We start from the raw sequence: 21,165 nt of genomic DNA on the forward strand, positions 1-21,165 counted from the left end.
CGGAGCCTGTCAACGACTCGGGCTACTGAATCGTGAATCAGTATGTGTGGGTGGTTGTCACCCCGCCGGAGAGGCGGGCGGGGGCGGCGGTTCCGGCACTCCGTGCGGCGAGACCTCCGCGGAGCTCAGGGACTCCGACGGAGGCGATCCGTCCTCCGTCCGCGGCTCGTTTCCCGTCTCGTTCCCGGGCCCGGTCGGCGTGCCGGTGTCCGGCGACGTCTCGGGGGCGGGTGACTCGGGCGATTCGGAGCGGGCCGACGGGCAGGCGCTCGGACCACCGGGCGGGACGGCCCCACCCGTCACCGTGACGCAGGGCAGCGGCGACCTCGGGCCCGTGGAGTCGGACTTCGACGCGGGCTTCGACGGCGATCCCGAGGGCGAGTCGGAGAATGAGGCCGACGGAGGGTGCTTCGGAGGGGCGGTCACCTTGTCCTTCTTGCCCTCCGTGTCGCCGCGCCGGCGTGCGATCCAGTCGCCGTTCTTGGGGTCGAAGATGACGAAGACGTTGACGACCTTCACCGACGGCGCGACCAACACGACGTTCGACGCCCGGAAGCCGGGCCACGGGTCACCGGTCGTCCGGGGCGGAGTCCGCTGGGCCACCGGCGGCGTCAGCGGATTCCCGCAGGCGCAGCGCACCCTGGGCACTCCCCGGTTGTCGACGAGCACGGCCGTGCCCGTCTGGAGGATGGCCTGGTAGGTGGTGGCGGAGCCGTCGCGGTACCCGTGGTTGGTGACCTGGGTGTCCACGCGCAGCTGAAGCGGTGTGAGCGAGCGCAGATACCCGGCGACGGTGTTCGGCTGGATGCCGAGGACCGACGCGAAGGACGCGTTCTTGGCCGGTACCGCGCTCAGGTAGTCGATCTGCTTCTCGACATCGCAGCTGGCGACCTTCATGGTCCCCCCGTACAGACCCGGCGCCGAACCGTTCACACTGCGGGTGGCATTGGTCGGGCCGGGGGTGGTCGGGCTCGGCAGCGCGGCCGGGGACTGGGGCGCCGCGGTCTTCGCGGCCGTGGACGGTGTGAACGGATTGGGGCCCGTGGCGGCCGCGGGCTGGAGGGTCACCTCGCCGCCCGCGCCGCTGCCGCCCCCGTCCGGACGGGTGAGGACGATGGTCAGCGCCACCGCAGCGACGACCACCGCGGTGAGGGCCGCGATCTTCGGGACCGAGCGCCACCAAGGGCCGCCGGCTCCTCCCTCCCGGCCACCGCGGCCGCGGCCTCCGCCACCGCCCGTACCGCCGGGTGGCCCGGGCGGGGGCGGCGGACCGCCCGACTCCGGGCTGGAGGAGGGCCCTGAGAGGGGACCCGAAGGGGGGCCTGTGGGCGGGCCGGAGGGCGGGTGCGAAGTCACGGTTTGTCCCTTCTTCCGTTCCGCGCCCCATTGTGTGGGCCGCACGGTGACTCCGCACCGCGACCGGGGGGCCGTCGGGCGGTCGCGGTCGCCGTCGCGGCCCCGGTCTCCGGCTCCCGGCGGACTCCGGCACCCGACAGTCCGACCGTCTTCGTCGCCGGGTACGTCCCCCCAACCGGACCGCCGCCCCCGGCTTCGAGTACCTCTCTTCCGACACCGGACCGCCGCCCCCGCTTCGAGTACCCGTCTCCGACCCCGGACCGCCGCCCCCGCTTCGAGTACCCGTCTCCGACCCCGGACCGCCCCCGACCGGACCCTCCAGGGGGGCGCGCGCCCGGGGTCCGGCCTAGCGTGGCAGCGTGAGCCGTCAGGGACCCACCGCGCGCAGCGGCGCCCAGCGCGCCCTTCACGACTGGGGCGACGCTCTCCTCGCCGTCGTGGCAGGACTGGCCGCCATGGTCGTCGTCGCCGCCCTCGGGCTGTGGGCGGCCGGCGCCGGAGACCTGCCCGGCGGCGGCTTCCCGAGCGTCGTCGCGGCCGTCGTCGTGATGGCGGCCGGCGGCGACGTGGGCATCGCCGGAGACGCCGGCCCCCTCGCCGGAACCGACGCCGAACTCACCGCGATGCCGCTCTCGGTGGCCCTTGCGGGAGCGCTCACCACCGGCGTCTGCTTCCTGCGGCCGCTGCGCCACCGGGCTGTCGCCGGCACCGGCGAACTCCTCGGCAGGGTCGCTCGTACGACCGTGCTCTGGCTGGCCGCCCTCGCGGGCCTGACCGCCCTCGCCCGGCACACCTTCGACGTCACTCCGGACCTCGGGCAGGACGCGGCGGCGGACATCTTCGGCGAGCTCCTGGGGGGCGCCGTCACCGTCGGCTTCCGCGCCGATCTCGGCCCCACCCTGCTCTACGGCCTGCTCTGGATCCTCGGCGTGCTCGCCATGGCCCTGCTGGTCTCGCGCCGGGCCCCGCTCCCGGCCCGGCTGGTCCGCTATCAGGAACCCGTGCGGCCCGCGGCGTTCGCGATGCTGCTCCTGTTGCTGGTGTACGTCGTGCTCGCCCTGGTCGTCGGCGTCGTGGTGGCGGCGACCCGGGGCCACGCCGCCTCCACCTTCGCCGTCATCCTCCTGGGCCTGCCGAACGTCGCCTGGCTGGCCCTCGGGCTCGGTATCGGCGGCTCCTGGGAGGGGAAGATCGAGGGGCCCTTCGGGCTGCCGATGCCGCATGTCCTCGACGAGGTCCTGCGAGGCCGCGAGACCACGACCCTCGATGTGTCCGCCCTCGCCTCCGCCGACGAGCGTGCCTGGTGGCTCGTACCGGTCGCCGCCCTTCTGCTCCTGGCGGCGGCGTTCGCCATGGCGGTCCGCTCCCCGGCCCGGATGCGGCTTTGGCAACACGCCCTCCACATGGGCGTCGCCTTCGCCCTGACCATGCTGGTCGTCTGCCCCATCACCCGGCTCTTCGCCCGCTACGGCCTGTCGCTCCTGGGAATCGGGGACGTCGGCGCGCTCGGCGGCCAGGTCGCCCTCCGGCCGCATCTGTGGACCACGGTCGGCCTGGCCCTGCTGTGGGGCCTGGTCGCGGGTCTCATCGGCGGCCTGCTCGCCTCGCACGTCCACCGGCGGGGCGAGGTCGACCAGGCGGACGGCGCCGGTCCCGCCTAGGACGGCGCCCTTGAGGAGACGGGAGACGCGCCCGTGTGGAACGGCCGCATCCGGCGATCGAGGTGCACTGGTTCCGCGCCGCTAGTTCTTCTGCAGGGCGCGAGTGACACCCGCGATGACGGCAGTCGTCAGCACCCAGCCCAAGGCGATCAACAGGTAGGCCAACCCCTGAAGGCTGTCGTTCGACCAGTACCAGGACGTGCGCTGACCCAGACCACCGATGGGAATCAGGAGGTCGAGTGTGTAGACGAGGGGCTGGAACGGGGCGCCTTCGCCTGGTTTGACCTGGGTGGGGGAGTGAGTGCCGAAGGACAGGGTGCCCAGTAAGGTCAGCGCGAGGAGCCATACGCCGGCCTGCCAGGGGCGGTAGCCGTACCCGACGGTCGCGTCGAGCAGGTGCCCCCACACGCGCGCGGCCGGGTGAAGGGTTTGACGCCGATGGCGCTGTTTGGCCAGGAGTACGCGGCGGGCGTCGTCGTCGTGGCCGGCCTTCCGGTACCAGCTCGCCAACTGCTCATAGGGCTGGGGGCTGTAGCCGGGACTGCGCCGTATCCATGCCAGGCGGTGGACGACGGAGTTCCGCCGCCCCACTGCTTCCCGCCGCTCGCCTGCTTCGTCCATCTTGATGGAGCCGTAGGTGAAGCCGTCCAGCTCCACCACGTCCGGCCAGCTGTGCTCGCTGTCGTGGAGGTAGGACACCTGCGCGCCCCGCAGGTCAACGGTGCCGGACGGTGGCCGGGCGAGGGTGAAGTCGAAGTCGACGGCCTGCATGAGCAAGGCGACCAAAGACGGGCCGTGGCCGTCGGCCGCCCCGTTCAGGACGGCTCCTTCAAAGGTCAGGTTGTCCGTGATCCGGGCGCCCCTCAGCCGTACGGTGCCGTTCGCGATGAACCCGTCGGACAAGTCGAGCGTCGAGGCCACGGCGTTGTCCAGGGTGAGCGTCACCCCGTGCCGGCCGGGGCCCACCAGGTGTGCGCCCCGCATGAACAAACCTCCCGGCAACTGCGCACCCAGTAGCCGTACTTGACCGCGCGCGATGAACCCGTCGTTACAGAACACACCGCCTTCCATGACCAGGCCGCCGGCGGCCACGGCCCATCCTCCGGGCGCTCTGATCTCGGCCCCGTTGAGGAGCAGGCCGCCGGTCACCCGGGCGTCGCTCAGCGACAGGGCGGTGCTCACGTGGTTGAAGGGTGAGGAAGCGAGGCTGTCGACGACGGAGCCCCGCAGGTCGAGGATTCCCTCGATGCGGGCCGAATCGGCTTCGATGCCCGGCACTTGGCTGCCCGTCATCACGAGCGTCCGGGTCGACGCTCCGAGAAGGTCCACCGACTCCTCGAACCAGCAGTCCTCGAGCCACAGGGCGTGAGCGATCTGCGCGCCGGCCAGGTTGAGGCCCCCCGATATCCGCGCCCCGGCGAGCCTCAGGCATGCGACGGCGCCCGGTTGCGTGGTGTTCGCGCCCAGGAGGAGTGTCATGATCACGGCGGCCCGAACCGTCCGTCCGGGGCCCCACTGCCCACCCTCGGCCACCCGGTCGTCCTCGGGCACGCCTGTGCGCAGGTCCACGCGGCGTCCCTCGGGGAACGCATCCCACAGCTCACGTTCCGGAGAAGTCAACTCGTCGTATGAGAGCACTCGTGCAGGGTAGTGCTCAGCCGCAGGCGGACCAGCGTGGCCGCGAGACGATCGGTGAATACCAGGCGCTGCTCGGGCCCCGCCCCGGCGGCCCGCCGACGGTCCCGGCCGCGGCGCTCGTGGAGTGCCGACTCCCGGGCCGCTTTCCGCTTCGGAGCGAGTCCTTCGAGCAACTCGCCGAAGTTGTGCGCGAGAGATGCCGGACAGGGCCGGATGGGAACGGGCCGCACGGGCCAAGGCTTGCGTCACGACTTGCCAAGCCGTGTGCGGCCCTTCTCACGTCACCGCCCGGGACCAGGCGCGATACTCGACCAGTGGACTCGATCTACCGCGGTACGACGGGCAAGGAGCTCATCCGAGGCTGGTGCCTCGACCAGCTCGCCGCGTGGCCGGTGCCGCACGAACCATGCCCCCATGGGGTAGCCGACCTCCGAGTGCCGTGTCCGCCGACCACCCAGGACCCGGGCCCACACGCGGCGGGGCGGGGCACGCCTATCGCTCCCCAAGTCGTCAGTCGCGGTGCGCGATCTGGATCAGATTGCCGCAGGTGTCGTCCAGGACCGCCGTGGTGACCGGCCCCATCTCCCGTGGCTCCTGCGTGAAGCGCACCCCGAGCCCGCTCAGCCGGTTGAATTCCGCCTGTACGTCCTCCACGGCGAAGGAGGCGGCCGGGATGCCGTCCCGGACCAGCGCCGCCTTGTACGGCTTCACCGCGGGATGGCTGTCGGGCTCCAGCAGCAGCTCGGTCCCGTCGGGATCCTCCGGCGAAACCACGGTCAGCCACCGGTCCTTGCCCAACGGAACCTCGGTCTTCTTCACGAAGCCCAGCGTGTCCGTGTAGAAGCGCAGAGCCTTGTCCTGGTCATCGACGAAGACGCTGGACAGGTGGATTCTCATGAGGTGCTCTCCCATGCGTTCGGATGGCCGGTAGGGCCGGGTGCCGGCTGATCGCCCTGCGGGACAGCCCAGACCATGCTCGGCCACCAGTCGTACGGACAAAACTCGATTCAGCCACCTGGCTCAGGTGAACGGACGCCGCGTTCGACGCCGGGGAGGTGCCCGCAGTGATGCGCACTTACCGAAGCCGCTTGCGCCCCTGCATTCTGGATGTCTAATATCCAGGATCATGAGGATGAGCGAGGGCGTGGAGTGGGCGCTGCACAGCTGCCTCAACCTGGCCTGGATCGGCGGGGAGCGGGCGGTCACCGCCGCCCGGCTCGCGGCGTACCACGAGCTGCCCGCCGCCTATCTGAACAAGCAGCTCCAGGCGCTCTCCCGGGCCGGGATCGTCTCCTCGGTCTCCGGCCCCAAGGGTGGGTTCCGGCTGGCCAGGCCGCTGGACCGGATCACGCTGATGGATGTGGTCGCGGCGATCGAGGGCCCGGAGGACGCCTTCCGCTGCACCGAGATCCGGCAGCAGGGGCCGGGTGCGGCGCCGGCCGGTCCCGGGCTCGCCGACTGTGCGATCGCCGCGGCGATGAGCCGGGCCGAACTGGCCTGGCGCCGCGAACTGGCCGCGCAGACGCTTGACACCGTACGGAAGCGGGCGGAGGAGCAGGCGCCGGGGGCGCCCGATCGTATCCGCCGCTGGTTCGCGAACAACTGACCGAAAGCCCCGCGGGGCCATTTCCAAGGAGGTGATTCTGGATGTTAGATGTCCAGATTGAGGGAGGGGGAGTCCGGCCCTCCACGGGGGGACGGCCGGCCGTCGCCGCCGTCACGCTGGGCATCTTCACCGTGATGACCGCCGAGCTGCTGCCCGTGGGGCTGCTCACCCCGGTCGGCTCCGCGCTCGGCGTCTCCGCCGGCACGGCGGGCCTCATGGTCACCGTCCCCGGCCTCGTCGCGGCGGCCGCCGCGCCGCTGATCGCCGCCCGCGCCCGGTCCGTCGACCGCCGGACGGTCCTCGGCGTGCTGATGGCCCTGGTCGTCGCCGCGCAACTGGCCTCGGCCGTGGCCGGACACTTCGCGGTCGTCCTCGGCGCGCGGGTCCTCCTCGGAATCGCCATCGGCGGCTTCTGGGCCGTCGCGGGCGGGCTCGCCCCGCGTCTCGTCGCGGCCGACCGGGTGGGGCGGGCCACCGCCGTGATCTTCGGAGGGGTCTCGGCCGCCTCGGTCCTCGGCGTCCCGGCGGCCACGGTCGCCGCCGACATCGGGGGCTGGCGCTGGGCGTTCGCCGGGGTGGGCGCGCTGGGGGCGCTCGCGCTGGCGGGGCTGGCCGTGCTGCTGCCCCCACTGCCCGGGACCCCCGGCCCGGCGCGTGTGTTCGGGCCGGTGGGGCGCAACAGCCGAGTACGGGCCGGGCTCGCGCTGACGTTCCTGCTGGTCACCGGGCACTTCGCCGCGTACACCTTCGTACGCCCGATCCTCGCCGAACTCTCCGGTGTGTCCGCCGGACTGATCGGCCCGCTGCTCCTCGGATACGGACTCGCGGGCCTCGTCGGCAACTTCCTCGCAGGACACCGCGCCTCGCGCGCTCCCCGCCGCACCCTCGTCCTCATCGGCGGCGCGCTCACCCTCGCCCTCACCGCCCTCGCCCTGCTGGGCGGCGCCACTCTCCCCGGGGCCGGACTGGTCCTGGCCTGGGGGCTCGCCTACGGCGGGGTCTCGGTCGGCCTCCAGTCCTGGTTCCTGGCCGCCGCCCCGGACGCGGTCGAGGCCGCCACCGGGCTCTACGTCAGCGTCTTCTGCCTCTCCCTCGCGCTGGGCGCCCTCCTCGGCGGGCTGCTCGTCGACACGTACGCCGTCGCCGCCGTCCTGTGGGCCGGCGCGGCACTCACCCTGGCCGCCGCCCTGGTGGCCGCCCTCTCGGGAAGGACACGTTCATGACCGACCACCGCACCCTCACCAACCCCGCCGGGCTGCACGACCCCGCGCCCTTCGGCTACAGCCACGCGGCCTCCCTCCCCGGCGAACTCGTCTTCATCGCCGGGCAGTACGCCTCCGACGGGACCGGCCAGGTCGTCTCGGACGACTTCGCGACCCAGGTCGAGCGGTCCCTCGCGAACCTGCGGACCGCGCTGGAGGCCGTCGGTCTCGGCTTCGAGGACGTCGTACGCCTCGGTTCCTTCATCGTCGACCACGATCTGACGAAGCTGGAGATCCTCGGCAAGGCGCTCCACGCGGCCTGGGGCGAACGCCTGCCGGCGCAGACGCTGAGCGGAGTGGCCGCGCTCGCCCTGCCCGACATGCTCTTCGAGATCGACGCGATCGCCGTCCGCCGCCCGGTCTCCGGCTGATCCACTTGCGCGGGCGCCGTCGGCTCAGTGCCGTGGAGAGACGAGAAGGAGCGGGAGTCCCGGCGAGGTGTCGTCAAGGCGACGAGTGGCAACGCCCGTCATTGAGGAGCCACTTCTTCGCGACCGGGCGGGAGCAGCGACGCGCTCAGCTGCTTCATGCACTCGTCGCTCCAGCCGCGAACCGCGAGTCCACATCCTCTGGTTCCTGATCGCCCGACATTCCCTAGTACCGGGGTGCCCGTACGGACGGAGGGGGCCACCGGACCCCGGCGGCGCGGGTGAACACCGGGAGCGCCCAGGCGGGCGGCTCGGGCGGCGGCCCCGGCTCGGGGTCCGGATCACGGGGCGGCGCCGGTTCCGGACCCCGCTTCCACGGCCTCTCCATCGCCACGCGCAGCCTCGCCACGAACTCCAGACAGGTGCCGTACCGCTCGTCGGGCGTCTTCGCGAGCGCCTTGCCCATCACCTCGTCGACCGCGCCCGGCAGATCGGGCCGTTCACCGGTGAGGGGAGGCGGCGGATCGTACTGATGGGCCCAGAGCAGCGCCATGTCGTCGTCCCGGCGGAAGGGCGGTACGCCCGCCAGCGTCTCGTAGACCACGCAGGCCAGGCTGTAGACGTCGCAGCGGGCGTCCACCGGCTTGCCCGAGATCTGCTCCGGCGCCACGTAGTCGAGTGTGCCGACGAACTGTCCGACCGTCGTGAACCCGGTCAGGGACAGCGACTTCTTCGTCAGACCGAAGTCGGTGAGATACACATGCTCCGGGTGGTCGCTGTCGGTGCCCTCGGCGACCAGGATGTTGCCCGGCTTGACGTCCCGGTGCACCAGATCGTGCGCGTGCGCCGCGTCGAGCGCGGAGGCCACCTGCACGGCGATCCGACCCGCCTTGTCGGGCGGCAGCGGGCCCTCCCGGTCCAGCAGCGCCCGCAGGTCCTGCCCGGCGACGAACCGCATGGCGATGTACAGCACGCCCTCCGTCTCGCCGGCCTCGAAGACCGGGACGATGTGCGGATGGTCGATCGCGGCGGCCACCCGCGACTCATGGGCGAAACGCTTGCGGAAGGTGTCGTTGCGCGCCAGCTCCGGCGCGAGCAGCTTCAGCGCGACCGTGCGGTCGAGGCGCAGGTCCCTCGCCCGGTAGACGACGGCCATTCCGCCGCGTCCGATCTCGCTCTCGACGAGATAATCCGCGATCTGCTTGCCGAGCAGGCCCGAAGGCCGGCCGATGGGCAGGTCCGTGTCACCGGCGCCGGGCGCGGCCATCATCCCTCACCCGTCGCGGCGGACGGCCGCCCGTCCTCGTCGCGTTCCACCAGCCGGGTGGCCTCGGGCCGGGGGCCCTCGTCGTCCCGCTCCACCAGCCGGGTGGCTTCCGGTCCGGGTTCCTGCCGAGCGCTTTCGTGGTCCCGCTCCACCAGCCGGGTGGCTTCCGGCCCGGGTTCCTCCCGAGCGTCCTCGTCGTCCCGCTCCACCAGCCGGGTGGCTTCGGGCGGGCCCTTCGGTGGCTGGAGGCCCACCACCTGCGTCGGTTCGCGCCGCACCGCGCCGGGGCCCGCAGCCGCGGGCGCGACCGGTGCCGGCGGCTCGACGGCGGAGACCGGAGCCGCTGCCGACGGCCCCGCCGACGCGGCGTACGTACTCAGCCGGGTGCCGTCGCAGTGCACCCAGCGCTCGTGCTCGGCGTCGTACAGCCACATCGCCTCGCCGTCCACGACCATCCCGACGCGCAGACCGCGCGTCGCCGCGCGGAACCCCTCGCCGTCCATGCGCCCCGCCGCGAGATCCTCCGCGGACCGCCGGTACCTGGCCAGCGACTCCTCCGCACGCGCGAGCAGCGGACGGGGATCGGCCGCCCTGGCCGGTGGCTGGCCGGCGGCGGGCGGGTCCGGAGGTACGGAGACGAGCAGCCGCCCGTCCACCCACGCGGACCAGCCGTTGGAGCACAGGATCCGCCCCCAGTCGCCGACCCGGTCCAGCAGCTGCACCGGCAGGAACGGATCGAGCGGTTCCGTCGGGCGGTTCGGGTCGGGGGCCTCCCACGCCGGCATCCCCCCGCGCGGCACCACGTGGGTCGGCCGGAAGTCCGGGTCGAAGGAGCTGGCTGGACTGACGGGAAGGACCATGGGCGGCGCCTACTTTCGCTACTTACGCATGATCACAGGCTCGTGCCGGCGGAGCAGCTTCGCGACCACGAACCCGAGAACCAGACAGAGCACCACCAGCATCCCCATGTCGAGCAGCCACGCGCTGACCGTGTGCGCGAAGAGCGGATCCGCCGTCTTCTCGTTCGGGGCGATCTTCCCGAGGTCGACGGTCGATCCCATCGCCCCGAACGCCCAACGGGACGGAACCAGCCAGGCCAGCTGCTCGATGACCGGCGAGCCCTTGATGGTCAGCAGTCCGCCGCAGAACACGACCTGGACGATCGCGAGGAGCACCAGGAGAGGCATGGTGACCTCCTCCTTGCGCACCAGCGCGGAGACGAACAGCCCGAGCATCATCGCCGTGAACGCCAGCAGTGCCACCGCGAGGGTGATCTCCACCAGCGGCGGGAGCAGCACACCCTTGCCGCCGGGGGCGTTCAGCGGGACCCCGATCAGGGCCACCAGGGTCAGAACCACGGCCTGCACGACGGTTATCAGGCCCAGTACCACGATCTTGGACATCAGATACGCGGACCGGGACAGACCCACGGCTCTCTCCCGGCGGTAGATGGTCCGCTCCTTGACGAGCTCGCGCACCGCGTTGGCGGCGCCCGTCAGCACTCCGCCGACGCAGAGGATGAGCAGCACGTTCATCGTCGACTCGGGCCCGAACTCGCCCTCGGAGAGCGCCCTGGCCATCGCGCCCATCACGAACGGCAGCGCGATCATGATCGCCAGGAAGGTCCGGTCGGCGCCGAGCGCGGCCGCGTACCGACGCACCAGTGTCCGCAGTTGAGCACCCCAGCTCTGCGCCTTCGGCGGCGGCTCAGGGGGACCCACCTGCGCCCGCCCGGCCGCCACACCCGGTCGCTGCCTGGCGCTTTCGCTGTCGATGTACCGCTGCTGGAAGGCCGACTGCCGGTACAGCCCCGCCCAGTCACGGCCCCGGTCGTTCTCGAACGCCTCGAACGCCTCCGGCCACTGCGAGAAGCCGAAGAAGGAGAGGGAGTCCTCGGGCGGGCCGAAGTAGGCGATCTTGCCACCCGGGGCGAGGACGAGCAGCCGGTCGCACACGTCCAGGCTGAGCACACTGTGGGTGACGACGATGACCGTACGGCCGTCGTCGGCGAGGCCGCGCAGCATGTGCATCACCGAGCGGTCCATCCCGGGGTCGAGGCCGGACGTCGGCTCGTCCAGGAACAGCAGCGACGGCTTGGTCAGCAGCTCGAGAGCCACGCTGACGCGCTTGCGCTGGCCGCCGGAGAGGCTGTGGATCGCCTGGTCCGCGCGCTGTTCCAGACCCAGCTCGCGGATGACCTCGTCCACCCGGTCCCGGCGCTCCGCCTTGGCCGTGTCCTCGGGGAAGCGCAGCTCGGCGGCGTACGTGAGCGCGCGCTTGACGGTCAGTTGCAGATGGAGGATGTCGTCCTGCGGTACGAGGCCGATGCGCCGGCGCAGTTCCGCGTAGTCCCGGTAGAGGTCGCGGCCGTCGTAGAGGACCGTTCCCCGGTCGGCGGGGCGCAGTCCCGTCAGCGCGTTGAGCAGCGTCGACTTGCCGGCGCCGCTGGGGCCGACGACCGCGAGCAGGCACTTCTGCCCCACGGGGAACGACACCTGGTCCAGGAGCGTCTTGCGGCCCTGGTCGACGGTGACCGCCAAGTCCTGCACATCGAGCGAGACCTCGCCGGTGTCGGTGAACTCCACCAGTTGGTCGCCGATGAGACAGAACGCGGAGTGACCGATGCCGACGATGTCATCGGGGGTGACGCGCGCGTGGTCGACGGGGCGGCCGTTGAGGAAGGTGCCGTTGTGACTGCCAAGGTCGTGGATCCAGTACGTGCCGTCCGGCTCCGCGCGCAGCTCGGCGTGGAGCCGCGAGACCGTCAGATCGTCGATGACCAGGTCGTTGTCGGGGCCGCGCCCGATCCGGACGGTTCTGACCGGCAGCGGACGGACCGAGGTCGGCCGGCGGAAGGTGCCGGTGGCGGCGGGCATCGAGACGGAGGACGGGCGGGGCGTGGGGGGCGGGCCCTGCCCCGGCGAAGCCGGTGCGGGCGCGGGCCCGGGTTCGGCCTGGGGGTAGGGCTTCGGTTCGGGTGGTCCGGGTTCATATGCTCCCGGGAGTTGGGGTTCGGGCGGCGGTTCCCGCACGGGTTCTACGGGCGGTTCCGGCACGGGTTCTACGGGCGGTTCCGGCGACGGCGCCGCCGGTTGCTGCACCGGCGCCCCGAAGAGAACGCCCAACGGACCGTCCTCGGGATGCCCGAAGCGGATGACGGTTCCGGGCCCCACACCCCGGGCCTCGATGCGCCGTCCCTCCGCGAACGTACCGTTGGTGCTGCCCTCGTCCCGCAGCGTCCAATGGTCACCCTCGGGGCGCAGCACCGCGTGATGCCACGAGATGCGCGCATCCACCAGCACGATGTCGCTCAATGGGTCGCGCCCGATGCGGTATGCCCGGCTCGGACTCATCACCGTGGTGTCCCCGTCGATCTCGAGGACCAGCTCGGGCGCGGCGGGCACGACGGGCCGCTTTCCCATACATGGAGTTTAACTTTCCGGGCTCCGCCGCGCTCGGGGGCGCCTCCCGGCCAGTGGGGCGGCCCCCCGCGCGGCCGAGCCCGGCTCGGTGGGCCGAAGGTATCGTGGTCGCCCCGGTTCACGTCGGCGAAGGAGGGGCCCGTGCCCAAGGGTGTGACCAAGCGCCGGCCCCGGACCCGCGCCGCGCTGCTGGCGGCCGCACTCGAGACCTTCGCCGAGTACGGCTTCCACGCCACCTCCATCGAGCAGATCTGCGAGCGCGCCGGCTATACCAGGGGCGCTTTCTACTCCAACTTCAGCAGCAAGGAAGAGCTCTTCCTCGCGCTGTTCGACGCCCACAGCGAACGCACCCTCAACCGGCTCGCTGCGGCGGTCGACGCGGTCGACGCCGAGGACTTCACCCTGGAGCGGCTCGCCGAACTCGCTTCCCGGGTAGAGCCGGACGAGCGCGACTGGTATCTGGTCACCACCGAGTTCACCCTGCACGCCATCCGTGACCCGCAGGCCGCCTGGGTGCTGGCCCAGCACGACGCGCGGCTGCGGGCGGAGATCGCGCGCGGCCTGACGACCGTACTGCGCCGGGCCGGACGCGAACTGACCGTGGACGCCGACGAGTTCGCGAGGCTCCTCATCGCCGTCCGGGAGGGCGGCCTCGCGCAGAGCTATGTGGAGCCCGACAAGCTGCCGCCCGGCACCCTCGAACGGACCTTCCTGGCCGCCCTGCTGTCGGCCGTCACCACCGGGCGCTGAGCGCCGCTCCACGGACGACGGCGAGCCGACGGCCGCGTCGGTCTCACAACCGCTTCAGCCGCTCAGCCGCTCAGTCGTCCGGTCGTCCGGTCAGCCCCGTCGCGTCAGTCGAAGAGTTCCGGGTCGGACGCCGTGATCTGGTCCCACAGCGGGCGCGCCTGGAACCATCCCGCCAGATGCGTCCCCACCTGGGAGCGGGTGATCAGAGCCGTCTCCCGGTCGATCAACTGCGGTGTCCCTGCGGCCATGGCGAGGAGCTGTGCCTGGCACGAGCGCTCCATGGTGATGAACCACCACACCGCCTCGGCCACCGAGTGACCCACCGTCAGCAGACCGTGGTTCTTCAGGATCACCGCCTTGTGCTCGCCGAGCGCGCGGGCCACCCGCTTGCCCTCCTCGACCTCGTTCACCACGCCCCTGTAGTCGTCGTAGATCCCGTGGTCCTCGAAGAACGCGCAGGCGTCCTGGGTGATCGGGTCCAGCGGGATGCCCAGGCTGGAGAACGCCTTTCCGTGCAGTGAGTGGGAGTGCGCGGCCGCGATCGCGTCCGGACGGGCGGCGTGCACCTGGGAGTGGATGACGAAGGCCGCCCGGTTCACGGGGCGCCGGCCCTCGAGCAGCGTGCCCTGGTGGTCGACCAGGATCAGGTCGGACGCCTTGATCTGCTGGAAGCTCATGCCGAACGGATTGACCCAGAAGGCGTCCGGGTTCTCCGGATCGCGGACGGTGATGTGCCCGGCGACCCCCTCGGAGAACCCGAACTTCCCGAACAGACGGAACCCCGCCGCCAGTTGCTCCTTGCGGTACTGGCGTTCCTCCTCGACCGAGTCGAAGGTGGGCGGCATCGGCAGGGTGACGCCCTCGGGCATCGGACCGACCGCCGCGGCGAGGGCGGAGGGGAGTTCGGTGCGCGCATCGGTGCTCATGAGGAACTCCAGGGGAGGAGGGGAGAAGCGGGAGTGAGCCAAAAAGATACAGTCGTGTATCCGTTTGAACAATGGCCGGGCTCCGCGTGAGTCCGGGCGTCGGCGGGGTAGGGGCCTTGTGTCCCGGGGAGGCGGTGGCTACGGTCGCAGAAAGCGCTTACTCCGATGCTTGCGACTTGCGACTTGCGACTCATGACGACGATGACGATGACTTCCCGCTGCATGTGAACGTCAGCCGACGACCTCGCCAGGAGCCCCTGTGCCGACCACGCCCCACCCGCCGTCCCGCACAGACCTGCTCATCTATACCCGCACCCACGGCTACCGACATGACTCCATCCCGGCCGGCGCCACCGCCCTCGCCGAACTCGCCAAGGACCACGGCCTCGACCCCGAGACCACCGAGGACCCCGCCACCCTCGCTCCCGACCGCCTCGCCCGCTGCGCCGCGGTCGTCTTCCTCTCCACCACCGGCCCGGTCCTCACCGACCGGTCCCGCGCCGCCCTGGAGACGTATGTACGCGGCGGCGGCGGCTTCCTCGGGGTGCACGCGGCCGCCAACGCCGAACCCGACTGGCCGTTCTACGGAGAGCTCCTCGGCACCCGCTTCGACGGCCACCCCGAGATCCAGCGCGCCGAGGTCCACGTCGAGGACCCGCACCACCCCGCCACCGCCCATCTCCCGGCCCGCTGGAGCTGGACGGACGAGTGGTACAACTTCACGGCCAACCCGCGCGCGGCCCCCGTACACGTCCTGGTCCGCGTCGACGAATCCACCTACCGCGGCGGCACGCTCGGCGCCGACCATCCCCTGGCCTGGTGCCACGCCGTCGGGCGGGGCCGCTCCTGCTTCACCGCGCTCGGCCACAGCGCGGAGGCGTACGCCGATCCCGACTTCCGCGCCCACCTGGCCGGAGCCCTGCGCTGGGCGGCCCGCTCACCCTGACACGCCGGCGCACCCCGCCCGGCACTCCCGCCCCATCCCGCCGCTCGGACCCCGCCCCCGGCCCGCCTTGCGAGGCCGGTCCCGAGGCGTCAGGGTCGAGTAGGCGACCGACCCCGAGGAGGACGGACCCATGCCTATCGCCACGGTGAACCCCGCGACCGGCGAGACACTCAAGTCCTACGAAGCGCTCGGCCCCGACGGCATCGAACGGTGTCTGGCCGACGCCGACGCCGCCTTCCGGGCCTATCGCACCACGGGGTTCGCCGAACGCGCCGAGCTGCTCGAACGCGCCGCCGACCTGCTGGAGCAGGACCAGGAGGACATCGCCCGGACGATGACCCTCGAGATGGGCAAGCCGCTCGCGGCGGCGCGCGCCGAGGCCGCCAAGTGTGTGAAGGCGATGCGCTGGTACGCCAAGAAGGCTCCGGAGCTGCTCGCCGACGAACACCCGGCGGAGTCGGACGTCCGCGATTCCGGCGCCTCCGCCGCGCGTACGCACTACCGGCCCCTCGGTGTAATCCTGGCCGTCATGCCCTGGAACTTCCCGCTCTGGCAGGTCGTACGATTCGCGGCGCCCGCGCTCATGGCCGGCAACGTCGGGCTCCTCAAGCACGCCTCCAACGTGCCGCAGACGGCGCTGTACCTGGGCGACCTCTTCCACCGGGCCGGCTATCCCCGCGGCTGCTTCCAGACCCTGCTCATCGGGTCCGGAGCTGTCGAGTCGGTCCTGCGCGACCCCCGCGTCGCCGCCGCGACGCTGACCGGCAGCGAGCCGGCCGGCCGGGCGGTCGCGTCCGTCGCCGGTGACGAGGTCAAGAAGACCGTGCTGGAGCTGGGCGGCAGCGACCCCTATGTGGTGATGCCGTCGGCCGACATCGACAAGGCCGCGGCGACAGCGGTGACCGCCCGGGTGCAGAACAACGGCCAGTCGTGCATCGCGGCCAAGCGGTTCATCGTCCACACCGACGTGTACGACGCCTTCGCGGAACGGTTCGCCGCCGGGATGGCGGCGCTGACCGTCGGCGACCCGCTGGACGAGTCCACCGACGTGGGGCCGCTCGCCACCGAGCAGGGCCGCGCGGATCTGGAGGAGCTGGTCGACGACGCCGTGCACCACGGGGCCACCGTGCTGTGCGGCGGGGGCCGCCCGGAGGAACACGACCGTGGCTGGTTCTACCGGCCCACCGTCCTGGCCGACGTCACCCCGAAGATGCGGATCGACCAGGAGGAGACCTTCGGGCCCGTCGCCACGCTCTACCGTGTGGCGAACCTGGACGAGGCCGTCGAGCGCGCCAACGCCACGCCGTTCGGGCTCAGTTCCAATGTGTGGACCCGTGAGGACGAGGACGTCGAACGGTTCGTCCGCGATGTGCAGGCGGGCGGGGTCTTCGTCAACGGCATGACGGCTTCCCACCCCGCCCTGCCCTTCGGCGGCGTGAAGCGCTCCGGCTACGGACGCGAGCTGTCGGGCCACGGCATCCGCGAGTTCTGCAACGTCACCACGGTGTGGCAGGCGGCGGACAAGGGCTGACGCCGGGAAGCCCGGTGGGGCGAGCTCAGAGCGGAGGGAGCGGCGGCGTCGGGATTTCGGCCGACGGGCCCGGTGCCGTCCCCTCGCCGAACGGGCTCCCGGCCAGCTTCTCCCGGTGGTGCGGCGTCAGCCAGCCCGCCGGGTCCGGGCCCGCCGGCACGATCCTGGTCGGATTGATGTGCTTGTGCACCTGGTAGTAGTGGCGCTTGATGTGATCGAAGTCGACCGTGTCGCCGAATCCCGGCGTCTGGTACAGATCGCGTGCGTACGCCCACAGCACACGGTCCTCGGCCAGCTTGTTCCGGTTGCACTTGAAATGACCGTGGTAGACGGCGTCGAAGCGGACGAGCGTCGTGAACAGCCGGATGTCCGCCTCCGTGATCGTGTCGCCCATCAGGTACCGCCGGTCCGCGAGGCGTCGCGACAACGCGTCCAGGCGGGCGAAGAGCTTGCCGTACGCCTCCTCGTACACCGCCTGCGAGCGGGCGAATCCGGCCTCGTACACGCCGTTGTTGACGTCGCGGAAGACGTCCTCCATCAGCGCGTCCATCTCGTCGCGCAGCGGCTCCGGATAGAGGTCCGGGGCCCCCTCCCGGTGCAGGGCGGTCCACTCGGTCGCGAAGTCCAGGGTGATGCGCTGGTAGTCGTTCGTCACCAGCGCCCGGGTCGGGATGTCGACGATCGCCGGAACGCTCACCCCGCCCGGATAGTTTTTCTCTCGCGCGTCATAGGCCTCCTTCAGGAAGCCGATCCCGAGCACCGGGTCCCGGCCGTCCGGATCGAGGGTGAAGCGCCAGCTGCGCTCGTCCTGGATCGGGTCGGCCACGGCGACGGAGACGGCGTGCTCCAGGCCGAGCAGCCGCCGCGAGACCAGCGCGCGGCTCGCCCAGGGACAGGCGCGGCTGACGACCAGCCGGTAGCGGCCCGGCTCCACGGACCAGCCGTCGCGGCCGTCGGCCGTGATCCGGTCCGTGAAGTGGCTGGGAGAACGCATGAAAGCGTCACTGTCGCCCGCCGAAGCGGCGCGTGTACGGGTCTTGCTGTTCACGAGGACGCTCCCTCCGGTCGATGCGCGGGTACCCGACGGGTGCGTGTCCACTCCACGAGCTCGTCGGCCGTCCAGGTGTTGATCACCCGCTCCACCGGCACTCCGCACTCCTCGGCCCGCGCGCAGCCGAAGATCTGCCAGTCCAGCTGGCCGGGCGCGTGCGCGTCCGTGTCGATCGCGAAGAAGACCCCGGCGGCGACCGCCTGGCGCAGCAGTCTGCGCGGCGGGTCGAGCCGCTCGGGACGGCTGTTGATCTCCACCGCCGTCCCCGCCTCGGCGCACGCCGCGAACACCTGCTCCGCGTCGAACTGCGACTCGGGCCTGCCACGCCCGGTGACGAGCCGTCCCGTGCAGTGCCCGAGGACGTCCATCAGCGGGTTGCGCACGGCCTTCACCATGCGCCGGGTCATCGCGGGGGCGTCCATCCTGAGCTTGGAGTGGACCGAGCCCACGACGAGATCGAGCCGGTCGAGCAGCTCCGGTTCCTGGTCGAGCGAACCGTCCAGCAGAATGTCGCACTCGATCCCCGTCAGCAGGCGGAAGGGCGCCCACCGCTCGTTGAGCCCGGCCACCACGTCCAGCTGCTCCCGCAGCCGCTCCGGGGAGAGTCCGCGCGCGACGGTCAGCCGCGGCGAGTGATCGGTGAGGACGGCCCACTCATGGCCGAGGGCCTCTGCCGCCCGGCCCATCTCGTCGATGGGGCTCCCGCCGTCCGACCAGTCCGAGTGCAGATGGCAGTCGCCTCGCAGGGCGGCCCGCATCGCCTCTCCGCCCCCGGTCCGGGGAAGCCCGCTCTCCTCCTCCAGATGAACGAGATAGGAGGGAGCCTCACCGGCCAGTGCCTCCCGCACGACCTGGGCCGTCTTCGGGCCGATGCCCTTGACGGCCTCCAGTGTGCCGGCGGCGGCCCGCTGGGCGGCCTCGCCGTCGGCCATGGCGGCGACCGCCGCCGACGCCGTACGGAAGGCCTTGACGCGGTACGTGGGCGCCTGCGAGCGCTCCAGCAGAAAGGCGATCCTGTCCAGGGCCGCAACGGGATCCATCGCCGCGTCTCCTTCCGTCGCCCCCTGCCGCCCCGTCGGTCCGGGCTTCTCGCGGCGCCTGGGCGGTCACGCCGGCCCGCTCTCGCCTCACGCCGGCCGGCTCACGCCGGTTCGCTCACCCCGTCGCGGTCCGGTCGGCCCGAGCCGGCCGGCGGGCCGATCTCGCACCACACCGCCTTTCCCTCGCCCCGGGGCTCCACACCCCAGCGCGTGGCAAGCGCGTCCAGAAGGAGCAGCCCCCGCCCGGAGGTCGCCGCCTCACCGGGCGTACGCCGCCGGGGCCAGGCACTCGAACGGTCCTGCACCGACAGCCGCACCCGCCGCACCGGCTCAGGCAGCACCTCCAGTGTCAGCACCGCGCCGCCCTCGGTGTGCAGCAGCACATTGACCAGCAGCTCCCCGGTGATCAGCTCGGCGTCGTCGGCCAGCGCGCCCATGTCCCAGTCGCGCAGCGCCTCGCTCACGGCCGCCCGGGCGTCGGAGAGACCCTGCGGATCCGCCTGGTGGATGTACTGGTGTATGCGCGGCGCGCGCGGCGTGCCCGGGTCCGGGCTGCGCCGCAGTACGAGCAGCGCCACGTCGTCCCCGGCACCCCAGCGCTCCCACAGCTGCTCCGACAGATGGTCGGCGAGCGCCTCCGCCTGCGGCGGGCCGGTACTGATCGCCTCCGCCAGGGCGTCGAGCCCGGCGTCGATGTCGGACCCCGGCTGCTCGACCAGACCGTCCGTGTACAACACCAGCGTCTCGCCCGGCACCAGGTCGAGCCGGGTCTCCGGGAACTCCTCGTCCCCGAAGACGGAGGCGAGCCCCAGGGGCAGCCCGCCGCGGAGCTTGGGAAGACCCACGCGGCCGTCCGTGTGGCGGATCATCGGCCCGAGATGGCCCGCGCGGACCGCCCGAACCGTGCCCCCGTCAAGGTCCACCTGCGCGTACGTACAGGTCGCGAACCGCGCGGTGTCCAGTTCGGCGAGAAAGCGCGAGGCCCGGGCGAGCACGGTCGACGGGGCGTGCCCCTCACCGGCGTAGGCCCGCAGCGCGATCCGCAGCTGGCCCATGATCGCCGCGGCGTGGGTGTCATGCCCCTGCACGTCCCCGACGACGATGCCGACCCGTCCCCGCGGCAGCGAGATCACGTCGTACCAGTCGCCGCCGACCTGCCGGCCGCTCCACGCCGCGTGATAGCGCACCGCGATCTCGCCGCCCGTGATCTCCGGGATCCGGCGCGGCAGCATCGTCGACTGCAGACCCGTCGCCAGCTCCCGCTCCTCGTCGAAGAGGATGGCCCGCTGGAGCGACTGCGCGACGATCGCGGCCAGTCCGAGGCAGAGGTTGCGCTCATCGGCGGTGAACGCCGTACGGCCCCGGTAGAACAGCGCCATACCGCCGAGCGAACGCGCCTGGGCGATCAGCGGCAGATAGGCGGCGGCCTTGAACTTCAACCGGCCGATGTAGGGCGCGAGAACGGGAAAGTCCCGGCCCAGCGTGGAGAACTTGCTCACGAACAGCGGCCGGCCGTCCATCACCGTCTCGGCCAGCGGCAGCCCGCGCTCCAGCCGTCGCGCCCTGAGCCCGTCGAGCACCTCCAGCGAATCGCCGCTGAGCGCGATGATGTTCAGCGACCCGTTCTCGACGAGTCCGAGCGCGAGGCCGTCCGCTCCCAGCCGCGCGAGCCCGCCGGGGCCGGTGAGGGCCGCCGTCACATCGTCGACCGTCACCGCCCGGGACAGCGCGTGCGTGGTGCGCTCGACGATGCTCGTCTGCACCTGCCGGCGCTTCTCCAGTTCCAGCAGGAAGGCCGAATGGGTGACCTCGGCGGTCGTGTCCCGGACGATCCCGACGATCCGGTGCCCTCTGCCGGTCGCGTCCCGCAGGATCCGGGCCTGCACATGCGTCCACTGCTCCGCGCCGTCCTCCGCCGACATCCGGAAATGCGCCGTGTACGAGGAACGGCCGCTGCTCAGGGCCTCTCGGATGACGGAGTCCAGCTGGTCGCGCTCTTCCGTGTCGAGGTTGTGGACGAGCGCCGTCGGCCGGCCGTCGAAGGTGGCGGGGTCCAGGCCGAAGACAAGCAGGCCCGCCTCGTCGACATCGATGGTTCCTGAGTCGAGATCCCAGTCGAAACTGCCGGTGCGGTTCATGGCGAGCCGCTCCATTGGCCCGATCTCGCCGCTGAGCTGCCCGTCCGGTGCCGGGCGTGGCGGCGAGCCGGTGAGCTGTCCCCGGTCGTCGTCGGTCATCCCACCCATTGTCGAACCCACCGCCCGGGAATGCCATGGCGGCGACACAGGCAACCGTGCGCCGATCGAGTGGCCTTCCGCCCGCACCGGTGGGCCCGGACGGC

General features: G+C 72.0%; 17 protein-coding genes. 7 read left to right on the forward strand and 10 right to left on the reverse strand.

The window, feature by feature from the left end:
* Window positions 1–57 precede the first annotated feature (57 nt).
* Complete coding sequence (locus ACZ5VC_RS12155; RefSeq protein ID WP_469119959.1) at window positions 58–1,356, reverse strand: DUF6777 domain-containing protein; 1,299 nt, start codon at window positions 1,354–1,356, stop codon at window positions 58–60.
* A 359-nt stretch (window positions 1,357–1,715) separates the two neighbouring features.
* Between ACZ5VC_RS12155 and ACZ5VC_RS12160 the strand changes: the two genes are divergently transcribed.
* Window positions 1,716–3,017: a streptophobe family protein gene (locus ACZ5VC_RS12160; RefSeq protein ID WP_469119960.1), complete on the forward strand. Its 1,302-nt coding sequence runs from the start codon at window positions 1,716–1,718 to the stop codon at window positions 3,015–3,017.
* An 81-nt stretch (window positions 3,018–3,098) separates the two neighbouring features.
* On the opposite strand, the gene ACZ5VC_RS12165 is transcribed toward ACZ5VC_RS12160, so the two are convergent.
* On the reverse strand, window positions 3,099–4,655 hold the full coding sequence (locus tag ACZ5VC_RS12165; RefSeq protein ID WP_469119961.1) for an oxidoreductase: 1,557 nt from the start codon (window positions 4,653–4,655) through the stop codon (window positions 3,099–3,101).
* A gap of 510 nt (window positions 4,656–5,165) precedes the next feature.
* On the reverse strand, window positions 5,166–5,552 hold the full coding sequence (locus ACZ5VC_RS12170; RefSeq protein WP_469119962.1) for a VOC family protein: 387 nt from the start codon (window positions 5,550–5,552) through the stop codon (window positions 5,166–5,168).
* Window positions 5,553–5,787: 235 nt separating this feature from the next.
* On the opposite strand from ACZ5VC_RS12170, the gene ACZ5VC_RS12175 reads away from it, so the two are divergent.
* Genes ACZ5VC_RS12175 through ACZ5VC_RS12185 form a run of 3 tightly spaced genes read left to right on the forward strand, consistent with a single transcriptional unit; the run spans window position 5,788 to window position 7,894 of the window.
* Complete coding sequence (locus ACZ5VC_RS12175; RefSeq protein ID WP_469119963.1) at window positions 5,788–6,261, forward strand: RrF2 family transcriptional regulator; 474 nt, start codon at window positions 5,788–5,790, stop codon at window positions 6,259–6,261.
* Window positions 6,262–6,302: 41 nt separating this feature from the next.
* On the forward strand, window positions 6,303–7,484 hold the full coding sequence (locus ACZ5VC_RS12180; RefSeq protein ID WP_469119964.1) for an MFS transporter: 1,182 nt from the start codon (window positions 6,303–6,305) through the stop codon (window positions 7,482–7,484).
* Window positions 7,481–7,894, forward strand: coding sequence for a RidA family protein (locus ACZ5VC_RS12185; RefSeq protein WP_469119965.1), 414 nt, complete (start codon window positions 7,481–7,483; stop codon window positions 7,892–7,894). Before ACZ5VC_RS12180 ends, ACZ5VC_RS12185 begins: the two co-directional genes overlap by 4 nt.
* 223 nt (window positions 7,895–8,117) lie before the next feature.
* Here ACZ5VC_RS12185 and ACZ5VC_RS12190 read toward each other — a convergent pair whose 3' ends face one another.
* Genes ACZ5VC_RS12190 through ACZ5VC_RS12200 form a run of 3 tightly spaced genes read right to left on the reverse strand, consistent with a single transcriptional unit; the run spans window position 8,118 to window position 12,580 of the window.
* Window positions 8,118–9,158: a serine/threonine-protein kinase gene (locus ACZ5VC_RS12190; protein ID WP_469119966.1), complete on the reverse strand. Its 1,041-nt coding sequence runs from the start codon at window positions 9,156–9,158 to the stop codon at window positions 8,118–8,120.
* On the reverse strand, window positions 9,158–10,018 hold the full coding sequence (locus ACZ5VC_RS12195) for an SH3 domain-containing protein (protein WP_469119967.1): 861 nt from the start codon (window positions 10,016–10,018) through the stop codon (window positions 9,158–9,160). The genes ACZ5VC_RS12190 and ACZ5VC_RS12195 overlap by 1 nt, the downstream gene beginning before the upstream one ends.
* A gap of 18 nt (window positions 10,019–10,036) precedes the next feature.
* Window positions 10,037–12,580: an FHA domain-containing protein gene (locus tag ACZ5VC_RS12200; protein ID WP_469119968.1), complete on the reverse strand. Its 2,544-nt coding sequence runs from the start codon at window positions 12,578–12,580 to the stop codon at window positions 10,037–10,039.
* A 141-nt stretch (window positions 12,581–12,721) separates the two neighbouring features.
* Between ACZ5VC_RS12200 and ACZ5VC_RS12205 the strand changes: the two genes are divergently transcribed.
* Complete coding sequence (locus tag ACZ5VC_RS12205) at window positions 12,722–13,330, forward strand: TetR/AcrR family transcriptional regulator (RefSeq protein ID WP_469119969.1); 609 nt, start codon at window positions 12,722–12,724, stop codon at window positions 13,328–13,330.
* Between the two features lie 104 nt (window positions 13,331–13,434).
* Here ACZ5VC_RS12205 and ACZ5VC_RS12210 read toward each other — a convergent pair whose 3' ends face one another.
* Complete coding sequence (locus ACZ5VC_RS12210) at window positions 13,435–14,256, reverse strand: class II aldolase/adducin family protein (RefSeq protein ID WP_469119970.1); 822 nt, start codon at window positions 14,254–14,256, stop codon at window positions 13,435–13,437.
* A 259-nt stretch (window positions 14,257–14,515) separates the two neighbouring features.
* Between ACZ5VC_RS12210 and ACZ5VC_RS12215 the strand changes: the two genes are divergently transcribed.
* A complete protein-coding gene (locus tag ACZ5VC_RS12215) occupies window positions 14,516–15,202 on the forward strand; it encodes a ThuA domain-containing protein (protein WP_469119971.1) in 687 nt (228 codons plus the stop codon).
* Window positions 15,203–15,332: 130 nt separating this feature from the next.
* Window positions 15,333–16,733 carry an NADP-dependent succinic semialdehyde dehydrogenase gene (locus tag ACZ5VC_RS12220; RefSeq protein ID WP_469119972.1) on the forward strand — a complete coding sequence of 467 codons (1,401 nt, stop codon included), beginning with the start codon at window positions 15,333–15,335 and terminating at the stop codon, window positions 16,731–16,733.
* A gap of 25 nt (window positions 16,734–16,758) precedes the next feature.
* On the opposite strand, the gene ACZ5VC_RS12225 is transcribed toward ACZ5VC_RS12220, so the two are convergent.
* The 3 genes from ACZ5VC_RS12225 to ACZ5VC_RS12235 form a co-directional block, all read right to left on the reverse strand.
* Window positions 16,759–17,727, reverse strand: a complete 969-nt coding sequence (locus ACZ5VC_RS12225; protein WP_469120223.1) for a glutathione S-transferase family protein — start codon at window positions 17,725–17,727, stop codon at window positions 16,759–16,761.
* A gap of 50 nt (window positions 17,728–17,777) precedes the next feature.
* Complete coding sequence (locus ACZ5VC_RS12230) at window positions 17,778–18,824, reverse strand: PHP domain-containing protein (protein WP_469119973.1); 1,047 nt, start codon at window positions 18,822–18,824, stop codon at window positions 17,778–17,780.
* Between the two features lie 101 nt (window positions 18,825–18,925).
* Entirely contained in the window at window positions 18,926–21,061 is a 2,136-nt protein-coding gene (locus ACZ5VC_RS12235) for a SpoIIE family protein phosphatase (protein WP_469119974.1), read from the reverse strand.
* Between the last annotated feature and the right edge of the window lie 104 nt (window positions 21,062–21,165).

This window comes from Streptomyces sp. NPDC033174, from assembly GCF_055577795.1.

Bases quoted from the DNA above. Each gene is read 5' to 3' on its own strand.
- ACZ5VC_RS12200 (WP_469119968.1), bottom strand. From the start codon at position 12,580: ATGGGAAAGCGGCCCGTCGTGCCCGCCGCGCCCGAGCTGGTCCTCGAG.
- ACZ5VC_RS12235 (WP_469119974.1), bottom strand. From the start codon at position 21,061: ATGACCGACGACGACCGGGGACAGCTCACCGGCTCGCCGCCACGCCCG.
- ACZ5VC_RS12170 (WP_469119962.1), bottom strand. From the start codon at position 5,552: ATGAGAATCCACCTGTCCAGCGTCTTCGTCGATGACCAGGACAAGGCT.
- ACZ5VC_RS12220 (WP_469119972.1), top strand. From the start codon at position 15,333: ATGCCTATCGCCACGGTGAACCCCGCGACCGGCGAGACACTCAAGTCC.
- ACZ5VC_RS12225 (WP_469120223.1), bottom strand. From the start codon at position 17,727: ATGCGTTCTCCCAGCCACTTCACGGACCGGATCACGGCCGACGGCCGC.
- ACZ5VC_RS12230 (WP_469119973.1), bottom strand. From the start codon at position 18,824: ATGGATCCCGTTGCGGCCCTGGACAGGATCGCCTTTCTGCTGGAGCGC.
- ACZ5VC_RS12185 (WP_469119965.1), top strand. From the start codon at position 7,481: ATGACCGACCACCGCACCCTCACCAACCCCGCCGGGCTGCACGACCCC.
- ACZ5VC_RS12195 (WP_469119967.1), bottom strand. From the start codon at position 10,018: ATGGTCCTTCCCGTCAGTCCAGCCAGCTCCTTCGACCCGGACTTCCGG.
- ACZ5VC_RS12180 (WP_469119964.1), top strand. From the start codon at position 6,303: ATGTTAGATGTCCAGATTGAGGGAGGGGGAGTCCGGCCCTCCACGGGG.
- ACZ5VC_RS12190 (WP_469119966.1), bottom strand. From the start codon at position 9,158: ATGGCCGCGCCCGGCGCCGGTGACACGGACCTGCCCATCGGCCGGCCT.
- ACZ5VC_RS12175 (WP_469119963.1), top strand. From the start codon at position 5,788: ATGAGCGAGGGCGTGGAGTGGGCGCTGCACAGCTGCCTCAACCTGGCC.
- ACZ5VC_RS12210 (WP_469119970.1), bottom strand. From the start codon at position 14,256: ATGAGCACCGATGCGCGCACCGAACTCCCCTCCGCCCTCGCCGCGGCG.